Source organism: Nostoc sp., assembly GCF_036917195.1.
Lineage (GTDB): Bacteria > Cyanobacteriota > Cyanobacteriia > Cyanobacteriales > Nostocaceae > Nostoc.
Genome location: NZ_JBALDG010000012.1, coordinates 81,910 through 98,225, shown reverse-complemented (window position 1 = coordinate 98,225; position 16,316 = coordinate 81,910). Strand labels below are relative to the sequence as shown.

Sequence of the window (16,316 nt, the reverse complement as noted above, 5' to 3'; positions counted from 1 at the left end):
GTGATCATGAGGTTTCTTAACAACCTGAATATTCTCAAGATGGTGAAATTTAATTTTGCGAGCTAGTTATATAATTGATGGTCACAGAGCAACTACCCACTCCGCAATCTAAAATCTAAAAATCGCTAGCAGCCACAAACAAATTTCCTCCCTTTCCTTGACCACGACTAGCAGTTAATACTTGTGCTCCATCTTGGACACTCAAGCGTCTGGTATTAATTGTCGAGTCTCCAGCATCTCCTGCACCGAAAGTTTGAGTGAACAAGCCGCTACCAACACCAATAACTTCCACAGAATCGGTGGCAGTTACAGTCAAATTTCCCCCGTGTCCCTCGCCTTGAGTAGAAGTTGATACTCGCGCTCCATTCTGAGAACTTAACCTTCGAGTGGTAATTGTCAAGTTTCCAGCATTTCCAACATCGTCAGTTTGAGTGAACAAGCCGCTTGTTGTTCCTGCTAGTTCCACAAACTCCGAGGCGCGAACGGTAAGCTTTCCCCCCGGTCCCTTGCCTAAGGTGCCAGCTCTGACAAATGAGAGATCCCCCTGAATATTCAACTGTCCAGTTTCAATCGTCACGTCTCCCCCGGTTCCAGTTGCGTCTTTTAAAGCAACATCGGCTGTAATCTTTGAACCCTCAGTGAGAGTCACCGCCTTTGTTGTGTGGACAAGCACCTGTCCACCAGCCTCCGTACCTTGTGTGTCGGCATAAATCAATGAGCCTTGAATTAAAGCCAAATTATTGCTTTGAATCTGAACATCACCACCGCCAGTACCGCTAACATCAACATACCCTCCGTCTTCCAGCCGAATATCGCCAAAATTATTTACAGAGGCGTACCCCAGTACCCAATCGTCATCTTTCTGGTTCAAGCTCACTTCTCCAACACCAGCCACACTACCTAGCTCAATCCGTCCTCCTGGAACTGCCAAATTCGGTTTTTCTAAAGCTGCTCGTTCACCTCCCTGCAACGTTATATCACCGCCCACGAGTGCTAAAGTTTTACCAGGTTGCACTTTGAGGTCAGATCCTTCTACACGAATACTTTTTGCTATTCCCTGAAATTGCAAGCCAATGGGAACACTTACCGTTAGCAGAGGTGTGTTTTGGGAAGGAAACGCGCTAAACAGAGTACCATCTGCAAATTTGAGGCGATTTGCTGTAGTTGCGATGAACGAACCCTTGATGTCCAATTGGGCATTAGGCCCAAAAATAATTCCATTGGGATTGAGAAAAAACAAGTTAGCAGAGCCTTTGGGATTGGCTGAAATCAGACCCTCAATTATAGAAGCAGAACCACCCGTGACGCGACTGATGATATTTTGAATATTTAAAGCGTGGTTGAAGTAAGCCTGACTGCCAGCGGGTACAGAAAACTGCTCAAAACTGTGGAAAAGATTACTTCCAGATAGAGTTCCTCCTTCAATAATTCTGGTATTCCCCTCTAGTTTCACAGTAGAATTATTGGGTAAAGTGCTATCAGGCGTAATTTGAGCAAAGGTGCAATCCCCAGTATTGACGTATGCGCCACTAATAGCTAAAGAAATCATTAGCCTTAAAAGCCAGCACGAAGTGCGTAAGTTCTCAGTCATTTGATGAATTTCCCTTAATAACAGTAATGATCAGGGCTTTTTATGCTGTTTGGACAGCATAAATTATAAAGTTTTGTAAATAAATAGCATAATTTGCAGAAAAACTTCTGCTGCAACTTGGGTTATTAAATAGAGATGATTTTACCTCTAAGGAAAAATAATTAATTAGGTAATTACTATGCATCATTCCTTGAAAATAAAAATCTGGGATTTAGACCATATTGAATCAATTGTTGAGCAGGACATTACAGATGTGGAGGCTGAAAAAATTGTCGGAGGAACACTAAGTGTAAGTAAGTCTCAAGTAGTCCTTGAAAAAACTGTAGGAGGAACACTAAGTGTAATTAAGTCTCAACTAGTCTCTCTGGTTGACCCTAAAACTCTAGAGTGTGGAACACCCCCTATACCTGACCCTCCTCTTCCTCCCTGTATAGTTGTTCCAATCATAAGTTCGCAGGCGGGGCAGATTTCTATCTAGCATTGGTGACAGTTTAAGATGAAACTAGTTTTGTCAATAGTAATAACGCTATTAATTAAGGCGGTGCGTGAGTATCGAATTGAATATTATACGGAGAATTGAGAGTAAGAATGAGTGGCACTTTTTTTGATGACGCGATCGCTCTAGATCCTGCACAACGTAATAACAAGTATTACAGCAATCTTTTGGCGCACATTCTATCATTTAAAAGCCGCCACTTTATTCTTTAAACCACAATTTTTCTACAGCGATAACGCGCAACAATTGGCGCAGAGGCAAATTATGACAAATCAATAGCTTTTAACAAATTAGTCCAATCATCGCTTCAGGTACGATCGCCTAAATTAGTGCCGCGGATATCAGCTAAATTAGTTACAGCATCCTGCCAAATATAATTAACAGCATAGGCAACTTACTCGCTTGGTTTTGCGATCATTGGTTACTCATAGCTCGTTCACCTAATGTTCGCGTTTTCAGATGGTTTAATAGACTATTTGATAACGGTAGCTGCTGATGCAGAATTACAGGGTTTTGCATCTAAATGAAGTACATCCTTTACCCCCTTATAAAGCAATACAGTTCAGTTAAGGCTTAACTCTCTATCAAAGTCAATTTTTTAACGAACCGCCAAGCGCCCATAGACACGTTCGCGCAGCGTCCCGTAAAGCCTGCGGCATAGCTTCGCTTAGGGCGCAGCCTCTCGTAGAGAAGAGAAGTGGCTTCCCGCAGGGTAGGACACAAAGGAAGGGAGGAAAGAGAAGGAAGAAATGCTTAACTGAACTGTATTGCCTTATAAAGGGGGAAATTGTCAATTGGGAAGAGTACTATAGCGGTTCCCGCATAGGTAAGGTACAGAAAAAATAATTAGCCACATATGAACACAGATACTCGTAAGGACACGGCATTGCCGTGTCCCTACCCCTGTTCCTCATTCAAATGAGAATTGCTATATAAAACTAAGAGGACACTTGGGAAATTGAGCCGCCCTTAAATTAAAAAGGTCATTTCAGAGAGGACATACTACCTGCCCTAAAAGCCTTGCTCACTACATAAGTACAAATCTTGGTTAGAAGGTTTAGTTTATACTGGTAATCGAAATGGCTCTAATGGCGGCTCTACTTCTAAACCTAAGCAGCCTCCTTTAATTAAGTTATTAGAGCAAAGGTTGATAGAACATTATTCTGCTGCTGATGATTCTCTACTAGGGAACCTAAAGAAATTTAAAAGGGAAATAAATACCACTGATAGAGTTAAAGAATTTATCAAATGGCTTGAGAAAAAAGGACTTAAAGTTTATAGTCAAAAAAGTGAGGTTTAGCTAACTTTTAAGGAGTCTACTCAAGTTAACTTAACAAAGAGTCCTTATCTTTAAGGGAAGTTAAATCACTTTTGTTTATGAATTTACTATTATCAATTTACTTAATTTAAAAGCCTGAGGCTGGAGCTTACCATACTCAAGTTTGCTTATAGGTTTGAGAGAAGGTAGCAACAAGTTGGGTGAATATATTCAGTTGACTATTGAGATTTCTGTTTCAGATTAATCCTGTCAGTTCTCTACTATAGTTATCTCCCTCTCTCCTACACATTAATAGTGCCGCCCAAACTTTATAAGTATTTATACTTAGCAAAGTATACTTGCAGCGATCACCCATTGGAGAAAAACAAGGTTAACCTAACTAGGTCTGTTGTGTTTACTTTTGACAGTTGATACAGCCCCACGCTGAGTTGGAAAGGTCACATTATTATTAGTGTACTCAAGTATTTTATTTGAATCTAAATGCTTATCAGAATGAAAAGATACATCATCAATCGACCCTATATCTGATATATATTTTTCAAGCTGCTTGGCAAAATCCATTAAGTTTTGTATAGCCTCTCCATCATTTATCGATAAAATATGTTCTTCACTTAAAGGTAAAACCTCTCCTATTAGCTTGTAGGCTTGGTATAACTTTTTAACAGCTTCTTTTCTCTTTTCCAACATAACAGTACCCTTGTATAATTAATTAACTATATTAGGGATTCTATACAGTTCCATTGGTGAGTTTACTGAAGTTACTAATAGTGGTGCCCCAAACTTGAGTGAGTATAAACACTTGTAATGTGACTTCAGTGTTTCTTTGATGATGAGGTAGTTATTATATATAGTAGCTTGAGATAGAAGTTTTGAAATATTTTCAAGTAGATGATATGAGTATTAATAATTCAGGGGGTCAAGTAGTTGGAGGGATTCTTACACTATTAATAATGATGGGGGTTAAATCCTGTATTAAAGGTAATTATCAACCTAATACAACTTATCAATATGAGTCACCTAGTAGAGTAGGATCTTGCGGTTATTCTGAGTGCCCAACACCTAGCTTTAGATATTAATTAATTTTCCTTATGTGCGATCACTTATGAATGGGGCCTGAGACAAAATCCTCAGCTTATAAAAAAGTTGTAAAGTAAATTATAGCCTGTAATTTTTACTGGGTAAGGCTTGTAGTGATATTAGTGAGGGTAATAATGCATTAATTGGATAAGTTATCTATTGATTGATTATTTACTTGATTCTGTTTATTTAAATATTTGTTATCTAATTTAGTAATCTTTGCTGTAGAAAAAGCAAAAAAGTGGCGGATTAGTTTTCACTGTAAAAAAATTTTAGAGGATGAGGACGCAGAACCAACGAACACGATTATTACCCAACTCTCGGATGAAGCCAAGCTAAGGATGGAGGTATTACAAAGTTTAATTGAGCCATGCGATCGCAAAACCTATGGAATCAAACTTAAGCAAGCGGCACAAAAGCTTGGTAAGACGGTTCGGACGGTGCAGCGACTTGTTAAAAAGTATCAAGAGCAGGGTTTATCGGCTATTTAGGTTCTAATATTCAGCAACGTCCAGAAAATGCTGAAGAAGAAGCTTGTATTACGCTGCGAGACTTACAACTACTAATTATTCGCTATGTTATTGATAACTACAATCAGCGACTTGATGCTCGTAGCGGACAAACGCGGTTTCAACGCTGGGAAGCTGGTTTACCTGCACTACCAAGTTTAATTGACGAGCGGCAATTAGATATTTGTTTGATGAAAAAGACACGCCGCAGTATTTACAAAGGTGGGTATGTGAGTTTTGAGAACATTACCTATAAGGGGGAATATTTAGCAGGTTATGCGGGTGAGGGTGTAATATTGCGATTTGACCCTAGAGACATATCAACAGTTTTTGTATATCGTCAAGATTCGGGAAAAGAAGTGTTGTTGTCTCAGGCACATGCGATTGACTTAGAAACTGAGCAGATTTCCTTGGAAGAAGCGAAAGCAGCAAGTCGAAAAATTCGTGATACTGGTAAGCAGATAAGTAATAAATCTATTTTGGCAGAAGTGCGGGATAGGGACACTTTTATCAAGCAGAAGAAAAAGAGCCACAAAGAACGTAAAAAAGAAGAACAAGCTCAAGTTTATCCGGTGTACGAACCTCCTCAAATTCACGAACCAGTTCAACAAATACAAGAAACACCTCAACAAAAACGGCGACCTAGAGTATTTGACTATGAACAACTTCGTCGAGATTATGACGATTAGTTTGATAAAAATGGGTCAAATTTAAGTAAATCAAATATTTGAGCTATCATAGATTATGACAGACGAATCTTTGCGTAAGTGGGTGCAAAATTTATGGGGAGATGACCAAATCCCAGAAGAATTGATGCCGCAAATTGGAAGGTTGATTACTCCCAGCGTTGTAGAGCTTGACCATATCCCAAAAATTCATGATTGGTTGGATAGTTTGCGTCTTTCCAAACAATGTGGTTGAATTGTTGCGCCACCACGAGCGGGGAAGTCAGTTACTTGTGACGTTTATAAACTGTTGAATAAGCCGCAAAAAAGAACAGGTAAGCGGGATATTGTAACTGTTTTATATATGCAGGCTCCAGGAGATTGTTCGGCGGGAGAACTACTAACATTAATTTTATAAAGTTTAAAATATGATGCAACTTCGGGTAAATTAACTGATTTACGGCGACGAGTACTGCGGCTCATTAAAGAATCAAAAGTAGAAATGTTGATTATTGATGAAGCAAATTTTTTGAAGTTGAATACCTTTAGCGAAATTGCTCGAATTTACGATTTATTGAAAATTGCAATTGTGCTTGTGGGAACTGATGGTCTGGATAATCTCATCAAGAAAGAACCTTATATTCATGACCGTTTCATAGAATGTTATCGTTTGCAATTAGTGTCAGAGAAAAAATTTACCGAGTTATTACAAATTTGGGAAGATGAAGTTTTGTGTTTACCCGTGCCATCAAATCTAACTAGGAAAGAAACTTTAATGCCGTTGTATCAAAAAACAGGTGGCAAGATTGGTTTGGTGGATAGGGTTTTAAGACGAGCAGCGATTTTATCTTTGAGAAAAGGGTTAAGTAATATTGATAAAGCGACTTTAGATGAGGTTTTGGAGTAGTTTGAGTGATGGAAAATATAGCGAAAGAGCCTAGATTTTTTGATATTGAACTACTCCAAGGTGAAAGCTTAAGCCATTTTTTAGGGCGTTTTCGTCGGGAGAATTATTTAACTGCAACTCAACTTGGTAAATTGACGGGGTTAGGTGGTGTTATTGGTAGGTGGGAGAAGTGTTATTTCAACCCGTTTCCGACACAGCAGGAGTTGGAAGCTTTGGCTGGTATAGTTGGTGTGGAAGTTGAGAAGCTTAGAGAGATTCTGCCACCAAAAGGTGTGACTATGAAACTCAGACCAATTCGGTTATGTGGTGCTTGCTATGCAGAATCACTCTATCATCGTATTCAATGGCAGTTTAAGGATGTGATGAAATGCGATCGCCACAATTTACGCTTGTTAACCAAATGTACTAACTGTGAGACTCGTTTCCCGATTCCCGCAGATTGGGTACAGGGTGAATGTCCTCACTGTTTTTTGCCTTTTGCAACAATGGCGAAGCGTCAGAAACGTCTTTGAAAATGGCTTAAGGTTAGAGGTGCGAACACTGCCCTATCGCACTCTAAAGCCACTCACAAACCAGCTAGTTTTGTCAACTCTGTTTGCTAATCTTCATCATGTCGTAGGACAAGGACATGGTAAGTGGTACTGTGCTTGAGATTATCTCGCTCAATTCTGTCTTGTCTACGTTTCTCAAGGCTGTCATGAACTGAACCGTCACAAAAAACAGCAATGCCATCTTCTTTATAGAGAAAATCTGGCTTACAGTTCGTCTCTGGAATTAATTCCTGTCTAGAATCTGGTAATTTATATCCGCGTTTATAAATTTCTTCTAAAACTATTCGCTCAAATTGGGAATTTGGGTCTGTTTGTTGCAGCAGTTGTTGATACTGTTCATCACAATATATTCCTTCTATCTGCATTGTGCTTTTTTGCAGTTCGTCAAGCAAGGTTTTGATGAGATGGCGATTTATCAAAGCATGGTCGAACTGGTTGCGGTAAGAAAGCAAGCATTCGTAGCAAGCTTGAACACAGCTATCTTTAGTTTCTTGTAAATGGCATATATCTAAAGCTGCATCGGCTATTTTTTGGAAAGCATTACTGTTTTCTAACAGTTGAGAAAGGACACCTGCACCGCCTTCCGACGCTTCCCAGAATAGTAAATATTTCCCGTCTCCCAAGCATTCGGAGTCGAGTTCGTCGGCTTCTAATTTGTACACTGCTTGGATGGCAGTTTCCAGGGCGTATTGTAGGGTGGCAATAAAAGCTTCTCTCTCTTTTGTGGGAACACTTAATGGTTCGATGACTAGGATATTGCAGGTGTTTTTCACCATTAAGTTACGTCGGTGTGAATGCTATCTTTTACCGAGTCGTTTTTGGATTCGCCCCAAATACCAGTTTTGATATCGAGTTTAAATCCTCGTTCCTCGCTTTTTTTCTTGTTCAGTCCGCGATTAATATGCCAGATATCTGCTGTAGCACCGTAAGTTAAACGTAATAATTCTGTGCCATCGGCGGTTTGTACGGTTGCTGATTGGCGTTTTTGTTTATCGTAACGGAAGTGGGTGGTGATGTTATAACCGTATTTGAGGCGTTCTTCTTCGTCGCAGGTAATGCGTTCTCGTCTCCAGGCGATCGCAGTTTCCATTGATAATAAGCGGGTAAGCAAAGCCTTGCGAATATGGGTGTTAAGGACTTGTTTGAGAAATTTTCTTAATTCTTCTTCCTGAGAATTAATTAAGGCATTCATGGGATAAACCAAAATAGCCCTAACTCCTTTGATTTCAGGATGGTGTAGCAAATCATCAATGATGGGGACAACATAAGTTAGGCTTTTACCAGAAGCAGTTCCTGTGGTGACAACATAGGGTTCTTGACGTTGCGCTGTTTCAAAGGCTTGTTTTTGGTGAGAGTGGAAGGAATAAGCTTCACCATATTGTGAGAAGTAGCGTATAGAGTCTGGATGTAGAACACCTTGCTGTACTAATGTGGTGACAGATACGCCAGGACGATATTTAGGGTTAAGTTGTACTAAAGGGTCAGTCCAGAGTTGACCTTTTTCTAACTCGTTATCGACAAAGGTTTTTACTTTTTGGTAGCGGATTTTGAGGAAGCTTTCAATATAGCGGCGGTAGTCGCCAATTACTTCGTTGCGGAAATTAAAAATATCAAGATAATTCGTAGTTCGTAATATTTCGGCTGCGCTCAATACAAGTTCGTAATTTGTAATTGATGATGGGGGTGAAGTGCGTCCTAAGCGTTGGTCAATCCATTCTCGAAGTTGATGGTTAAAAGCTGGAGTAATAGTAGAAAAGTTGAATATTTCTTCAATTTATTGTATATCCCAATTTTGAGGAATACCTGTAAATAGCAAAGTTAATTACTCTGGTGTAACAGCTACGACTCCTGTACAATCTAGCAATGCTAATTTTTGTGGTAATAAATTGCTAATAGGTAAAATGGCATTTTCAGGTTGCTGTAATAACTCTTGTAGCTTTATAGTAATTTTCATAAACTTTGATTCTAGGTTTTATTATATAGGGTACGTTATTTCGTCAACGTACTTTATATACTATATTTCCCGTTATAGACACAGAAAATAACAAAATACTTAGAAGCTATTTATAAAGTAAAAATAAAATTTTCGAGATGATTTGTCATGAAAAATGTGACATGAGAGCCTAACGCACTTGTTATGTAGCGGTGTGTTAGACTACTTAAGATTTACTTTATAAGCCAATTGTTTATATTTTTATATCTCTTGTATAGTTTTCCTTGCTTCCTCCACATCTAGTTCTAAACGTTCAGCAATTTGTTGAACACTTAATCCTAGCTCCAGCAAAATTGGTATCATTTTTAATTTTGTTTCTAGTTTTCCTTCTTCTTTCGCTTCTTGATAAACTTTGGTTTGTTTAAGTAAATTTAAATTCAGCATGGTTTTTATTTCCTCGGGGCTTAAATTAGGAAACTTGTAGACTATGATTGTCTCTATAAATTCTAGAATTTTTCTTTGGATGAGAGTATCTGTCAATTCCTCGTTAGCTTTGTTAATTAGGGTTTTGGCGAATTCTCTGGCTTTGTTCCCACTCTCTATAACTAAGCGTACAATTCCTATTCCTAGAGAATCATCTGGTGCGCCATCAAGTTCGTCTAGGTAAAAGCGACGTAGATGAGGTTCTAGCAAAGAACGATAACGTTGGGGATAGCTACGTTCATTGCTGCGTTTGTCATAGATGACTATGGCAAACCAGTCAGGGTTAGGTGGCTGATATTGAGTAAAGTAAAGGAAAATACTTGTCTATTATCATTTAAATCTTTTATTTTAGTTAACATAAAATAAAAAGAAATATTTTGCTTGCAACTATTAGACATAGTTAATAAACAAAACTTAGTTTTTGTGTGCAAAGCAGTAAATATTCAAATACTTCAGGAAACTCTAAACACCAGTGAAAAAGTGCTTTTCCTCAGCTAACTTATTCGCCGCATCTACAACCTTATTTAATTCGTAATTTGTAATTCGTAATTCGTAATTATCATCTGATTTTGCAATTTTTTCTACTTTTTCACGTTTTAAACGGTTTAATGCTTCAGTTGTAGGTAGTAACTGTAAATGATGCTCAGTTAATGGTATAAAAAAAGCTGCTGTCCATAAGTTGCAAGCAGAATATTTCAACCACCAACTCGATTCTTGCAGATTCTCTTGATATTGCTTTTGCTTATATTTAACTTGTTGTGGCGTGGTTTCAGGAATTATCCCTAACTGTCGCCACATTTCTGCATAATCTACACTATCAATTTTTAATTTCTCATCAATTGATAGTTGTCCTTTTTTCTCACGTTCTTGTTTATTCCGTTTCTTAAGCTGTGTAGATAGATTTTTATTATCACCTGTTACTGGCTTAAACCCTTCATCAGGAATTCCCTCATCCAAACAACTCAAATCCATCACTCCCACAAGGGAATTACCACACTTAATCCTGTGGTCTAAAAAGTTAAGAGGGAAGCCGCAAGAAAAACCTTCAATCCATAAGGCTACTTTGCACAAATCAACAGCCAAGGGGTTTAAATCCACACCATAAATGCAATTTTGAATAATATCTCGAATCGCTAACTTTAAAGGTTCACTGCCTGGTTCAGCTTCCCCAGTGCGAATTTTAGCTAATTCCTTTCCTACCCGACGTACTGCGGCTAAGAGAAAATGACCGGAACCACAGGCGGGGTCTACAATTTTCAGGCTGAGTAAACTTTGTTCGTAGTTGCGCTTTAGCGCATCCGAATCAAGAGGCGCTAAAGCGCAACTACGAACTTTTTCTTCAATTATATGGTTCTAAAGCTGTTTTTATCAGTTGTCCTACTAGCTGCGCTGGCGTATAGTAAGAACCTGTAGTTTTCCTCTCACTACCAAATACTAATTTGAATTCGTAATTTTTAGGAGATATTTCTGGGTGAAAATCAAGGAGACTTTCATATATGCTACCCAGTTATTCCACATCTAAGGCAGCATAATTTACCCGTCGTAATTGCCCCTTATCTTGATATAATGATAACTCCCGAATCGCTACTAGCAAATCGTGATTATCAATAGCACAACCATCTAAAGCTGGTAGAGTGTACGAACCAAATAAATCGCCATTTAATGGTGATAATCCTAAATATTTTCCTCTCCAGTTTTCATCAAACAGCAGGAATCTCACCCGCAAACCCTGCCATAAATCTTGAAACCCTTCTTGCCGCCAATGGGGACGCTCGGCTAACTCTCGTAGTCGCTCAATGCTATAATATTCACGATAAATTCGCGCTTTCTCTACATCATCTCCAATTAATAAATTGCGAAACTCTGCCACCATCAAAAACAGCAAGCGATAAATCAGCCGCAACAGTTGGCGATAATATTCGATATCCGTTAATTCTGTACCAGCAACAAGCTTCTGCCGCAAATTGTCATTACTTGGATGTTGGAGAAAACCTGTGCCTAGCTGGATTAGTGCTTTTTCTACCCCATCTCGAAGTCTGTCGCGTACCCGTCCCCCCTGTTGCAGTGCTTCTTGGTGGTAATATTCCAGCAAGCACTTATCCGCATCATCCACACCTTCAGGCAAGCGGGAACGGTGAAACAACCGATAAAATAGTCCAAACTCGGCAAAGTTCTCACCGTTGAGAATCTGTTCTAAATCAAATTCGATATAAGTCAAACGAGTCATCAAGGAAGAGTCGCGCAGTAACCGCCAGCGAAAACCATTACAGGACTTACGCAACTGGCACAGTGCGATCGCCATTTTATAGTATTTACGTACTATATAGAAAGTAGCGTATCCAGAGGAGATTGGTGAAATGAGTAATAGTAATCAACTGTGTAAATTGTTGTTCAAATTATGAGAATATCAGTAGAGGATGCTGCCAATTAAATGCACTGCCTGTATGAGATTTAGGAAACTTAACTATTGCCAATACTTGTTGAGTAGTCAAATTAATTACACTGTTAACTTTTTTAGCAAAGCATTTAGAACAGATTAGTCACGATCAAATTAACCGTTATCTCAAGAATGAAAAATTAACGCCACGTTTGCTTTGGGATAATCTCAAAGATATCATTGAAGTAAATGCTCAAGCATATCTAGTTTTTGATGATACAGTAATTGATAAAAGAACCGCCACAGAAATAGAGACAAGTAAACGACAATATAGTGGTAACGAACATAGAGTCATTCAAGGGATTGGGTTAATAAATTGTATATATGTCAATCATGAAGTGGGAAAATTTTGGGTAGTTGATTATCGGATTTATGACCCAGATACAGATGGAAAAACAAAGATAGATCATGTGTCAGAGATGCTGCAAAACCTTGTGTATCATAAAAGTTTACCGTTCCAAGCCGTTTTAATGGACACTTGGTATGCGACAAATAAATTGATGTTATATATTGATGGTTTAGGAAAATATTACTATTGTTCTTTGAAACGTAATCGACTTCTAGATGATACGGCTTGTCTTGAAGATTATCAAAGAATTGAATTGTTATCTGGGAATCAACAAAAGCTAAAATCAGTAAAATAGTCAAAATAAATAAATTCCCATCTCCTAAAAAAGTGAAGCAATTCCTTTGTAACTGTCTCGACCGACAGAACGGATTTAATTCGCAAAAATGATTTATCTCAAGATTCTACGGACGTTGTACAACAAGTGTGTAAAGTGTGCCTCCGGCACGCTAGCGCGAACCATGGAAAGTTGAGGAGTTTCACCGAGAATTAAAGCAATTGACTGGCATTGAATCATGTCAGTGCCGTAAGGACCGTATTCAAAGAAATCATATTGCTTGCGCTATTTTAGTCTGGCTTAGACTTAAAAATTTAGCTTATAAAACTGGTCAAACAATCTATAAAATTAAGCATGGGTTGTTATCAAATTATTTAGTTGAGCAACTAAAACGTCCTACTGTTCCCATGTTTATCGCATAGTTGCTTGGCGCTCGGCGCGGTGTAGCCGGGCCATTGCTTGTGACAGTTGCGTAAGTCCTGTATTAATGTGATCGTACAAGTTACAGGTAATAGTCCAAAAACCGTGAAAGATTGGGGGACAGACTTTGGCCGACGGCTTAAATACATTACCCGAATATTACGGCAAGCTGATTTAATCAATCAATTTAAACAACTAGTTGTCAAAGGAATTGTTATCTTACCTCCAGACTTTCCTCAAGATTAAGCAAAAGCGATCGCTACTCACGACCAACTGCCCCAAAAACCTCTTGCTGTTACCCTAAAGAGAATCTTAGGCTGAGGTACAGAAGTACTAGCTGTAGCGAGTAACCGCATCTTTCTTGATGACAAAAATGGCAGAACATCCAATGGACTCAATCTCTACCTTTGACATCAGTAAATATTTTCTCCTTGATGTCATGAAAGACATTAAAACTGGACGTATCCAACTTCCAGATTTTCAACGAGATTGGGTTTGGGACGATATCCATGTGCGCCGTTTGCTTGCCAGCATATCTCTAGCTTACCCAATTGGCGCAGTAATGATGCTTCAGCAAGGTAATCAAAGCCGACAATTCAAACCTCGCCTAGTCAATGGGGTATTAAAACCAGAAAATTCTACTCCAAACCTATTAATCGTTGACGGTCAGCAACGCCTGACAGCTTTGTTCATGGTGCTGCTATCTGAGCTACCTGTAATGATCAAAGACCAAAAAAGCCAGAAAATTATCAAAAAGTGGTACTACCTCGATATAGAAAAATGCCTCGACCCAGAGTGCGATCGCACTACGGCGATCATTGTGTTGCCAGAATCCAAAATTATGCGAATTTTCTCAGGTAACTTAATTGATTGTTCTACTCCCAAAAAGGAATATGAGGCGCTCTTGTTTCCTTTATCCAAGGTTTTCTTTTTTTCTGAATAGACCTCTTGCAGAATTATTTTATGGTAAGATAGAGGGTTTTTAGCTTGATTAAACTCACTTATGCGATAGGAGCAAACAAAAAAACTATCAAATCGAGAGTTCAAACGTCTGGTGGGAGTGCAAAGGCTGACATTTGATCAGATGGTGAAAGTCATGGGAGATACTACCGAAACCAAACAAACGCGTGGTTGTCCTCCCAAGCTAGATTTAGAAGACCAAGTTTTAATCTGCTTGACATTTTGGCGAGAATATCGCACTTACTTCCATATTGCTCAAGATTGGCAGGTGTTAGAATCGACTGTTTGCCGTATCGTACACCGAATTGAAAGCACACTGGTCAGCTGCGGTAAGTTTGGTTTAGGTGGAAAAAAGTCCTTGTTGATTTGATCACAGAAACCTTTAACAGCAGTGATGGATGTCACACAGAGTCCGATTGAACGTCCTAAATATAGTCAAAAACGCTTCTATAGTGGCAAACAAAAAGAACATACCCTCAAATCTCAATTGGTGATTAACCTTGCAAGCTTTGAAATTCGTTGTGTTGTCAACGGTTCGGGTCGAAGACATGACTACAAGTTGTTCGTCGATAGTAAAGTGCGTTTTCATCCCGAAACCGAGAGCTTAGAAGATAGTGGCTACCAAGGTCTTAGCAAGTTACATCGGAATTGTCGTTTACCAAAAAAGAAACCAAAAAAAGGCAAGTTAACTCCAGAAGATAAGCATTACAATCGTTCTTTGGCCAGCCCTGGGATTGCAATTGAACATGTGAATCGACGTTTAAAAGTTTTTCGGATTTTCAGTCAACGTTATCGCAATCGTAGAAAACGGTTTCGACTACGTTGTCACTTGATTGCTGGAATTTATAATTATGACCTTCAAAAAGCTAATTGACTTGAAATTTCCAAACTTTATATAATACCACAAAACTTTTTTGCAAGAGGTCTAATAACGACATTAATCTGTTAACGACGACAAATAATTACTTATTCGACAATATAAGTGGGCGATACTGGATTTGAACCAGTGACCCCATCCGTGTGAAGGATGTGCGCTACCCCTGTGCTAATCGCCCAAGACTGTTTATGTTATTATAACTTACTTAGATTTACGGTTGCAAAAATACATTTCAACAAGCTGTAAGCTCAATGCTATGTTGCTCTTTGCATAGCCAGGTTTTATGAATGTTTTGTAGGATAGACATCTTGTCCGTCCTAATTATGCCAGATAAAGTGTTTCAGTGCGATCACCTGATTGTCGCAGATGATAAAAATCCTGGCGTTGCTGAATCAAAATATGAATCACGCGATCGCTTCAAGCTTGCGGGCGCGTAGCGCCCGCAGGGCCACAGAGCCATACTCCAGATAATGTATTACTAACCGAATTGAGTATTTCAGCATTTCTTCGGTTTTGGAGTAACAAAAAGTTTTGCGATGTAATCGAGTAAGATAATGCGGAGCCGGAGACGCTCCGCCTCCGGTCTTATATCAAGTTGCAATAGATAGTATTATTTAAGGGAAGTAAAATTCGGTGTACAGCGATGCCTCGTACTCGGATTAAGATCATTCCTCACCTGGATTACGCAGAATTAACCCAACGCTACCGACGTTGTAGAGAAGTAAAAGAACGCACACGATGGTTAGTGATTCGTCTGTTGAGCCGACCTGGAAAACCAATGAAAGTAGAGCAAGTAGCTGCCATTATAAGCACTCACTTTTAATATCTTCCCTGTACCCTTTCTGCTCATAAGATTCGAAGAACTGACGTTTACAGTCTACACATATGTAATGGGTGTTTACCACGCTGCCGCCCATTCTTGCGAATATGATCTGATGAACATCCTGGACATTTCATAGCGATCGCTCGAATTCATATTTCTATTCTGCAACGCCGACATTTGCACGACGCTGCACCATTGGCTTGATTTGCATACAATTATCTTCTGGCAACACTTGTCGCTGTATACTGCATTCTGGCTTAATTTGCATATAATCATTTTCTGGCAAAGATTCTCGTTGAAGTTTTTTGCTCTGTGGCTGATGAATCCTTTGCACTACAAAACTAGCCATTGCGTTCGCTTCTTGTTCATACTTATCCCCAGGCTCTCCAATCGTCAATTTTGCTTGAATTGGAGTCGGTGTATCTGGTCTTAGAATTGGAATATTGGCAATATCATGATCAGAACTGGTTGCTTTTTCCAGTTTGGGCAATGACTCGTCTTGAAGTTGATTGCTTCGGGGCTGATCAACCCTCTGCACTACATGAGGTGCCATTGCCTCAGTTGACTGCTCGTATTTATCCCCAGGCTGGCTAATTGAGAGTTTTGCTTGGGGACTACGCAGGGGTATTCGACTAATGTCGTGGGTGAGAGGTTAATTGAGGGGTTGCACCAATGGAACTGCTTG

At 39.2% G+C, this 16,316-nt stretch carries 18 protein-coding genes, 1 tRNA gene and 4 pseudogenes; 12 read left to right on the top strand and 11 right to left on the bottom strand.

Annotated features, from left to right (window positions below; all coding sequences use genetic code 11):
• Window positions 1-115: 115 nt before the first annotated feature.
• The gene (locus V7K40_RS03705) at window positions 116-1,591 is read right to left on the bottom strand and encodes a filamentous hemagglutinin N-terminal domain-containing protein (protein WP_334956826.1); all 1,476 of its coding nucleotides are present in this window, start codon (window positions 1,589-1,591) and stop codon (window positions 116-118) included.
• A gap of 178 nt (window positions 1,592-1,769) precedes the next feature.
• Here V7K40_RS03705 and V7K40_RS03700 point away from each other — a divergent pair, with 178 nt between their 5' ends.
• Window positions 1,770-2,069 carry a hypothetical protein gene (locus V7K40_RS03700; protein ID WP_334956824.1) on the top strand — a complete coding sequence of 100 codons (300 nt, stop codon included), beginning with the start codon at window positions 1,770-1,772 and terminating at the stop codon, window positions 2,067-2,069.
• 1,672 nt (window positions 2,070-3,741) lie between these two features.
• Here V7K40_RS03700 and V7K40_RS03695 read toward each other — a convergent pair.
• Window positions 3,742-4,053 carry a hypothetical protein gene (locus tag V7K40_RS03695; RefSeq protein WP_334956822.1) on the bottom strand — a complete coding sequence of 104 codons (312 nt, stop codon included), beginning with the start codon at window positions 4,051-4,053 and terminating at the stop codon, window positions 3,742-3,744.
• 587 nt (window positions 4,054-4,640) lie between these two features.
• On the opposite strand from V7K40_RS03695, the gene V7K40_RS03690 reads away from it, so the two are divergent.
• The 5 genes and pseudogenes from V7K40_RS03690 to V7K40_RS03670 all read left to right on the top strand — a co-directional run bounded on the left by V7K40_RS03690 (window position 4,641) and on the right by V7K40_RS03670 (window position 7,036).
• Window positions 4,641-4,934, top strand: coding sequence for a helix-turn-helix domain-containing protein (locus V7K40_RS03690; protein ID WP_334956820.1), 294 nt, complete (start codon window positions 4,641-4,643; stop codon window positions 4,932-4,934).
• A gap of 209 nt (window positions 4,935-5,143) precedes the next feature.
• A complete protein-coding gene (locus V7K40_RS03685; protein ID WP_334956818.1) occupies window positions 5,144-5,641 on the top strand; it encodes a Mu transposase C-terminal domain-containing protein in 498 nt (165 codons plus the stop codon).
• Between the two features lie 55 nt (window positions 5,642-5,696).
• Window positions 5,697-5,873 carry a hypothetical protein gene (locus tag V7K40_RS03680; RefSeq protein WP_334956816.1) on the top strand — a complete coding sequence of 59 codons (177 nt, stop codon included), beginning with the start codon at window positions 5,697-5,699 and terminating at the stop codon, window positions 5,871-5,873.
• Window positions 5,874-6,524: pseudogene (locus V7K40_RS03675) on the top strand (TniB family NTP-binding protein).
• Window positions 6,525-6,532: 8 nt separating this feature from the next.
• Entirely contained in the window at window positions 6,533-7,036 is a 504-nt protein-coding gene (locus V7K40_RS03670; protein ID WP_334956814.1) for a TniQ family protein, read from the top strand.
• An 86-nt stretch (window positions 7,037-7,122) separates the two neighbouring features.
• Here the strand turns inward: V7K40_RS03670 and V7K40_RS03665 are convergent, their stop codons facing one another.
• From V7K40_RS03665 to V7K40_RS03640, 6 genes are all read right to left on the bottom strand, one after another.
• Window positions 7,123-7,851, bottom strand: coding sequence for a DUF1998 domain-containing protein (locus V7K40_RS03665; RefSeq protein ID WP_334956812.1), 729 nt, complete (start codon window positions 7,849-7,851; stop codon window positions 7,123-7,125).
• Window positions 7,851-8,726: a DEAD/DEAH box helicase gene (locus V7K40_RS03660; protein WP_334956810.1), complete on the bottom strand. Its 876-nt coding sequence runs from the start codon at window positions 8,724-8,726 to the stop codon at window positions 7,851-7,853. The genes V7K40_RS03665 and V7K40_RS03660 overlap by 1 nt, the downstream gene beginning before the upstream one ends.
• Window positions 8,727-8,897: 171 nt before the next feature.
• Window positions 8,898-9,029 (bottom strand): hypothetical protein, encoded by a 132-nt coding sequence (locus V7K40_RS03655; protein WP_334956808.1) that lies wholly within the window; start codon window positions 9,027-9,029, stop codon window positions 8,898-8,900.
• Window positions 9,030-9,269: 240 nt separating this feature from the next.
• Window positions 9,270-9,809, bottom strand: coding sequence for a DUF2887 domain-containing protein (locus tag V7K40_RS03650; RefSeq protein WP_334957016.1), 540 nt, complete (start codon window positions 9,807-9,809; stop codon window positions 9,270-9,272).
• Window positions 9,810-9,953: 144 nt separating this feature from the next.
• The gene (locus V7K40_RS03645; protein WP_334957014.1) at window positions 9,954-10,745 is read right to left on the bottom strand and encodes a DNA methyltransferase; all 792 of its coding nucleotides are present in this window, start codon (window positions 10,743-10,745) and stop codon (window positions 9,954-9,956) included.
• 253 nt (window positions 10,746-10,998) lie between these two features.
• Complete coding sequence (locus tag V7K40_RS03640) at window positions 10,999-11,793, bottom strand: hypothetical protein (protein WP_334956806.1); 795 nt, start codon at window positions 11,791-11,793, stop codon at window positions 10,999-11,001.
• 142 nt (window positions 11,794-11,935) lie between these two features.
• On the opposite strand from V7K40_RS03640, the pseudogene V7K40_RS03635 reads away from it, so the two are divergent.
• The 4 genes and pseudogenes from V7K40_RS03635 (at window position 11,936) to V7K40_RS03620 (ending at window position 14,805) form a co-directional block, all read left to right on the top strand.
• A pseudogene (locus tag V7K40_RS03635) lies at window positions 11,936-12,973 on the top strand (transposase).
• 67 nt (window positions 12,974-13,040) lie between these two features.
• Window positions 13,041-13,217, top strand: coding sequence for a hypothetical protein (locus tag V7K40_RS03630; RefSeq protein ID WP_334956804.1), 177 nt, complete (start codon window positions 13,041-13,043; stop codon window positions 13,215-13,217).
• Between the two features lie 142 nt (window positions 13,218-13,359).
• The gene (locus V7K40_RS03625) at window positions 13,360-13,914 is read left to right on the top strand and encodes a DUF262 domain-containing protein (protein ID WP_334956802.1); all 555 of its coding nucleotides are present in this window, start codon (window positions 13,360-13,362) and stop codon (window positions 13,912-13,914) included.
• Between the two features lie 108 nt (window positions 13,915-14,022).
• Window positions 14,023-14,805 (top strand): annotated as a pseudogene (locus V7K40_RS03620) (IS5 family transposase).
• A 109-nt stretch (window positions 14,806-14,914) separates the two neighbouring features.
• On the opposite strand, the gene V7K40_RS03615 reads toward V7K40_RS03620, so the two are convergent.
• Window positions 14,915-14,986 (bottom strand) — tRNA-Val (locus tag V7K40_RS03615).
• 130 nt (window positions 14,987-15,116) lie between these two features.
• On the opposite strand from V7K40_RS03615, the gene V7K40_RS03610 reads away from it, so the two are divergent.
• Window positions 15,117-15,245, top strand: coding sequence for a hypothetical protein (locus tag V7K40_RS03610; protein ID WP_334956800.1), 129 nt, complete (start codon window positions 15,117-15,119; stop codon window positions 15,243-15,245).
• 206 nt (window positions 15,246-15,451) lie between these two features.
• Window positions 15,452-15,631, top strand: coding sequence for a hypothetical protein (locus V7K40_RS03605; protein ID WP_334956798.1), 180 nt, complete (start codon window positions 15,452-15,454; stop codon window positions 15,629-15,631).
• On the opposite strand, the pseudogene V7K40_RS03600 reads toward V7K40_RS03605, so the two are convergent.
• Both V7K40_RS03600 and V7K40_RS03595 read right to left on the bottom strand, forming a co-directional pair.
• A pseudogene (locus V7K40_RS03600) lies at window positions 15,615-15,765 on the bottom strand (IS1 family transposase); the annotation flags it as partial. The gene V7K40_RS03605 and the pseudogene V7K40_RS03600 overlap by 17 nt on opposite strands.
• A 23-nt stretch (window positions 15,766-15,788) precedes the next feature.
• Window positions 15,789-16,184, bottom strand: coding sequence for a hypothetical protein (locus V7K40_RS03595; RefSeq protein WP_334956796.1), 396 nt, complete (start codon window positions 16,182-16,184; stop codon window positions 15,789-15,791).
• Window positions 16,185-16,316: the final 132 nt, after the last annotated feature.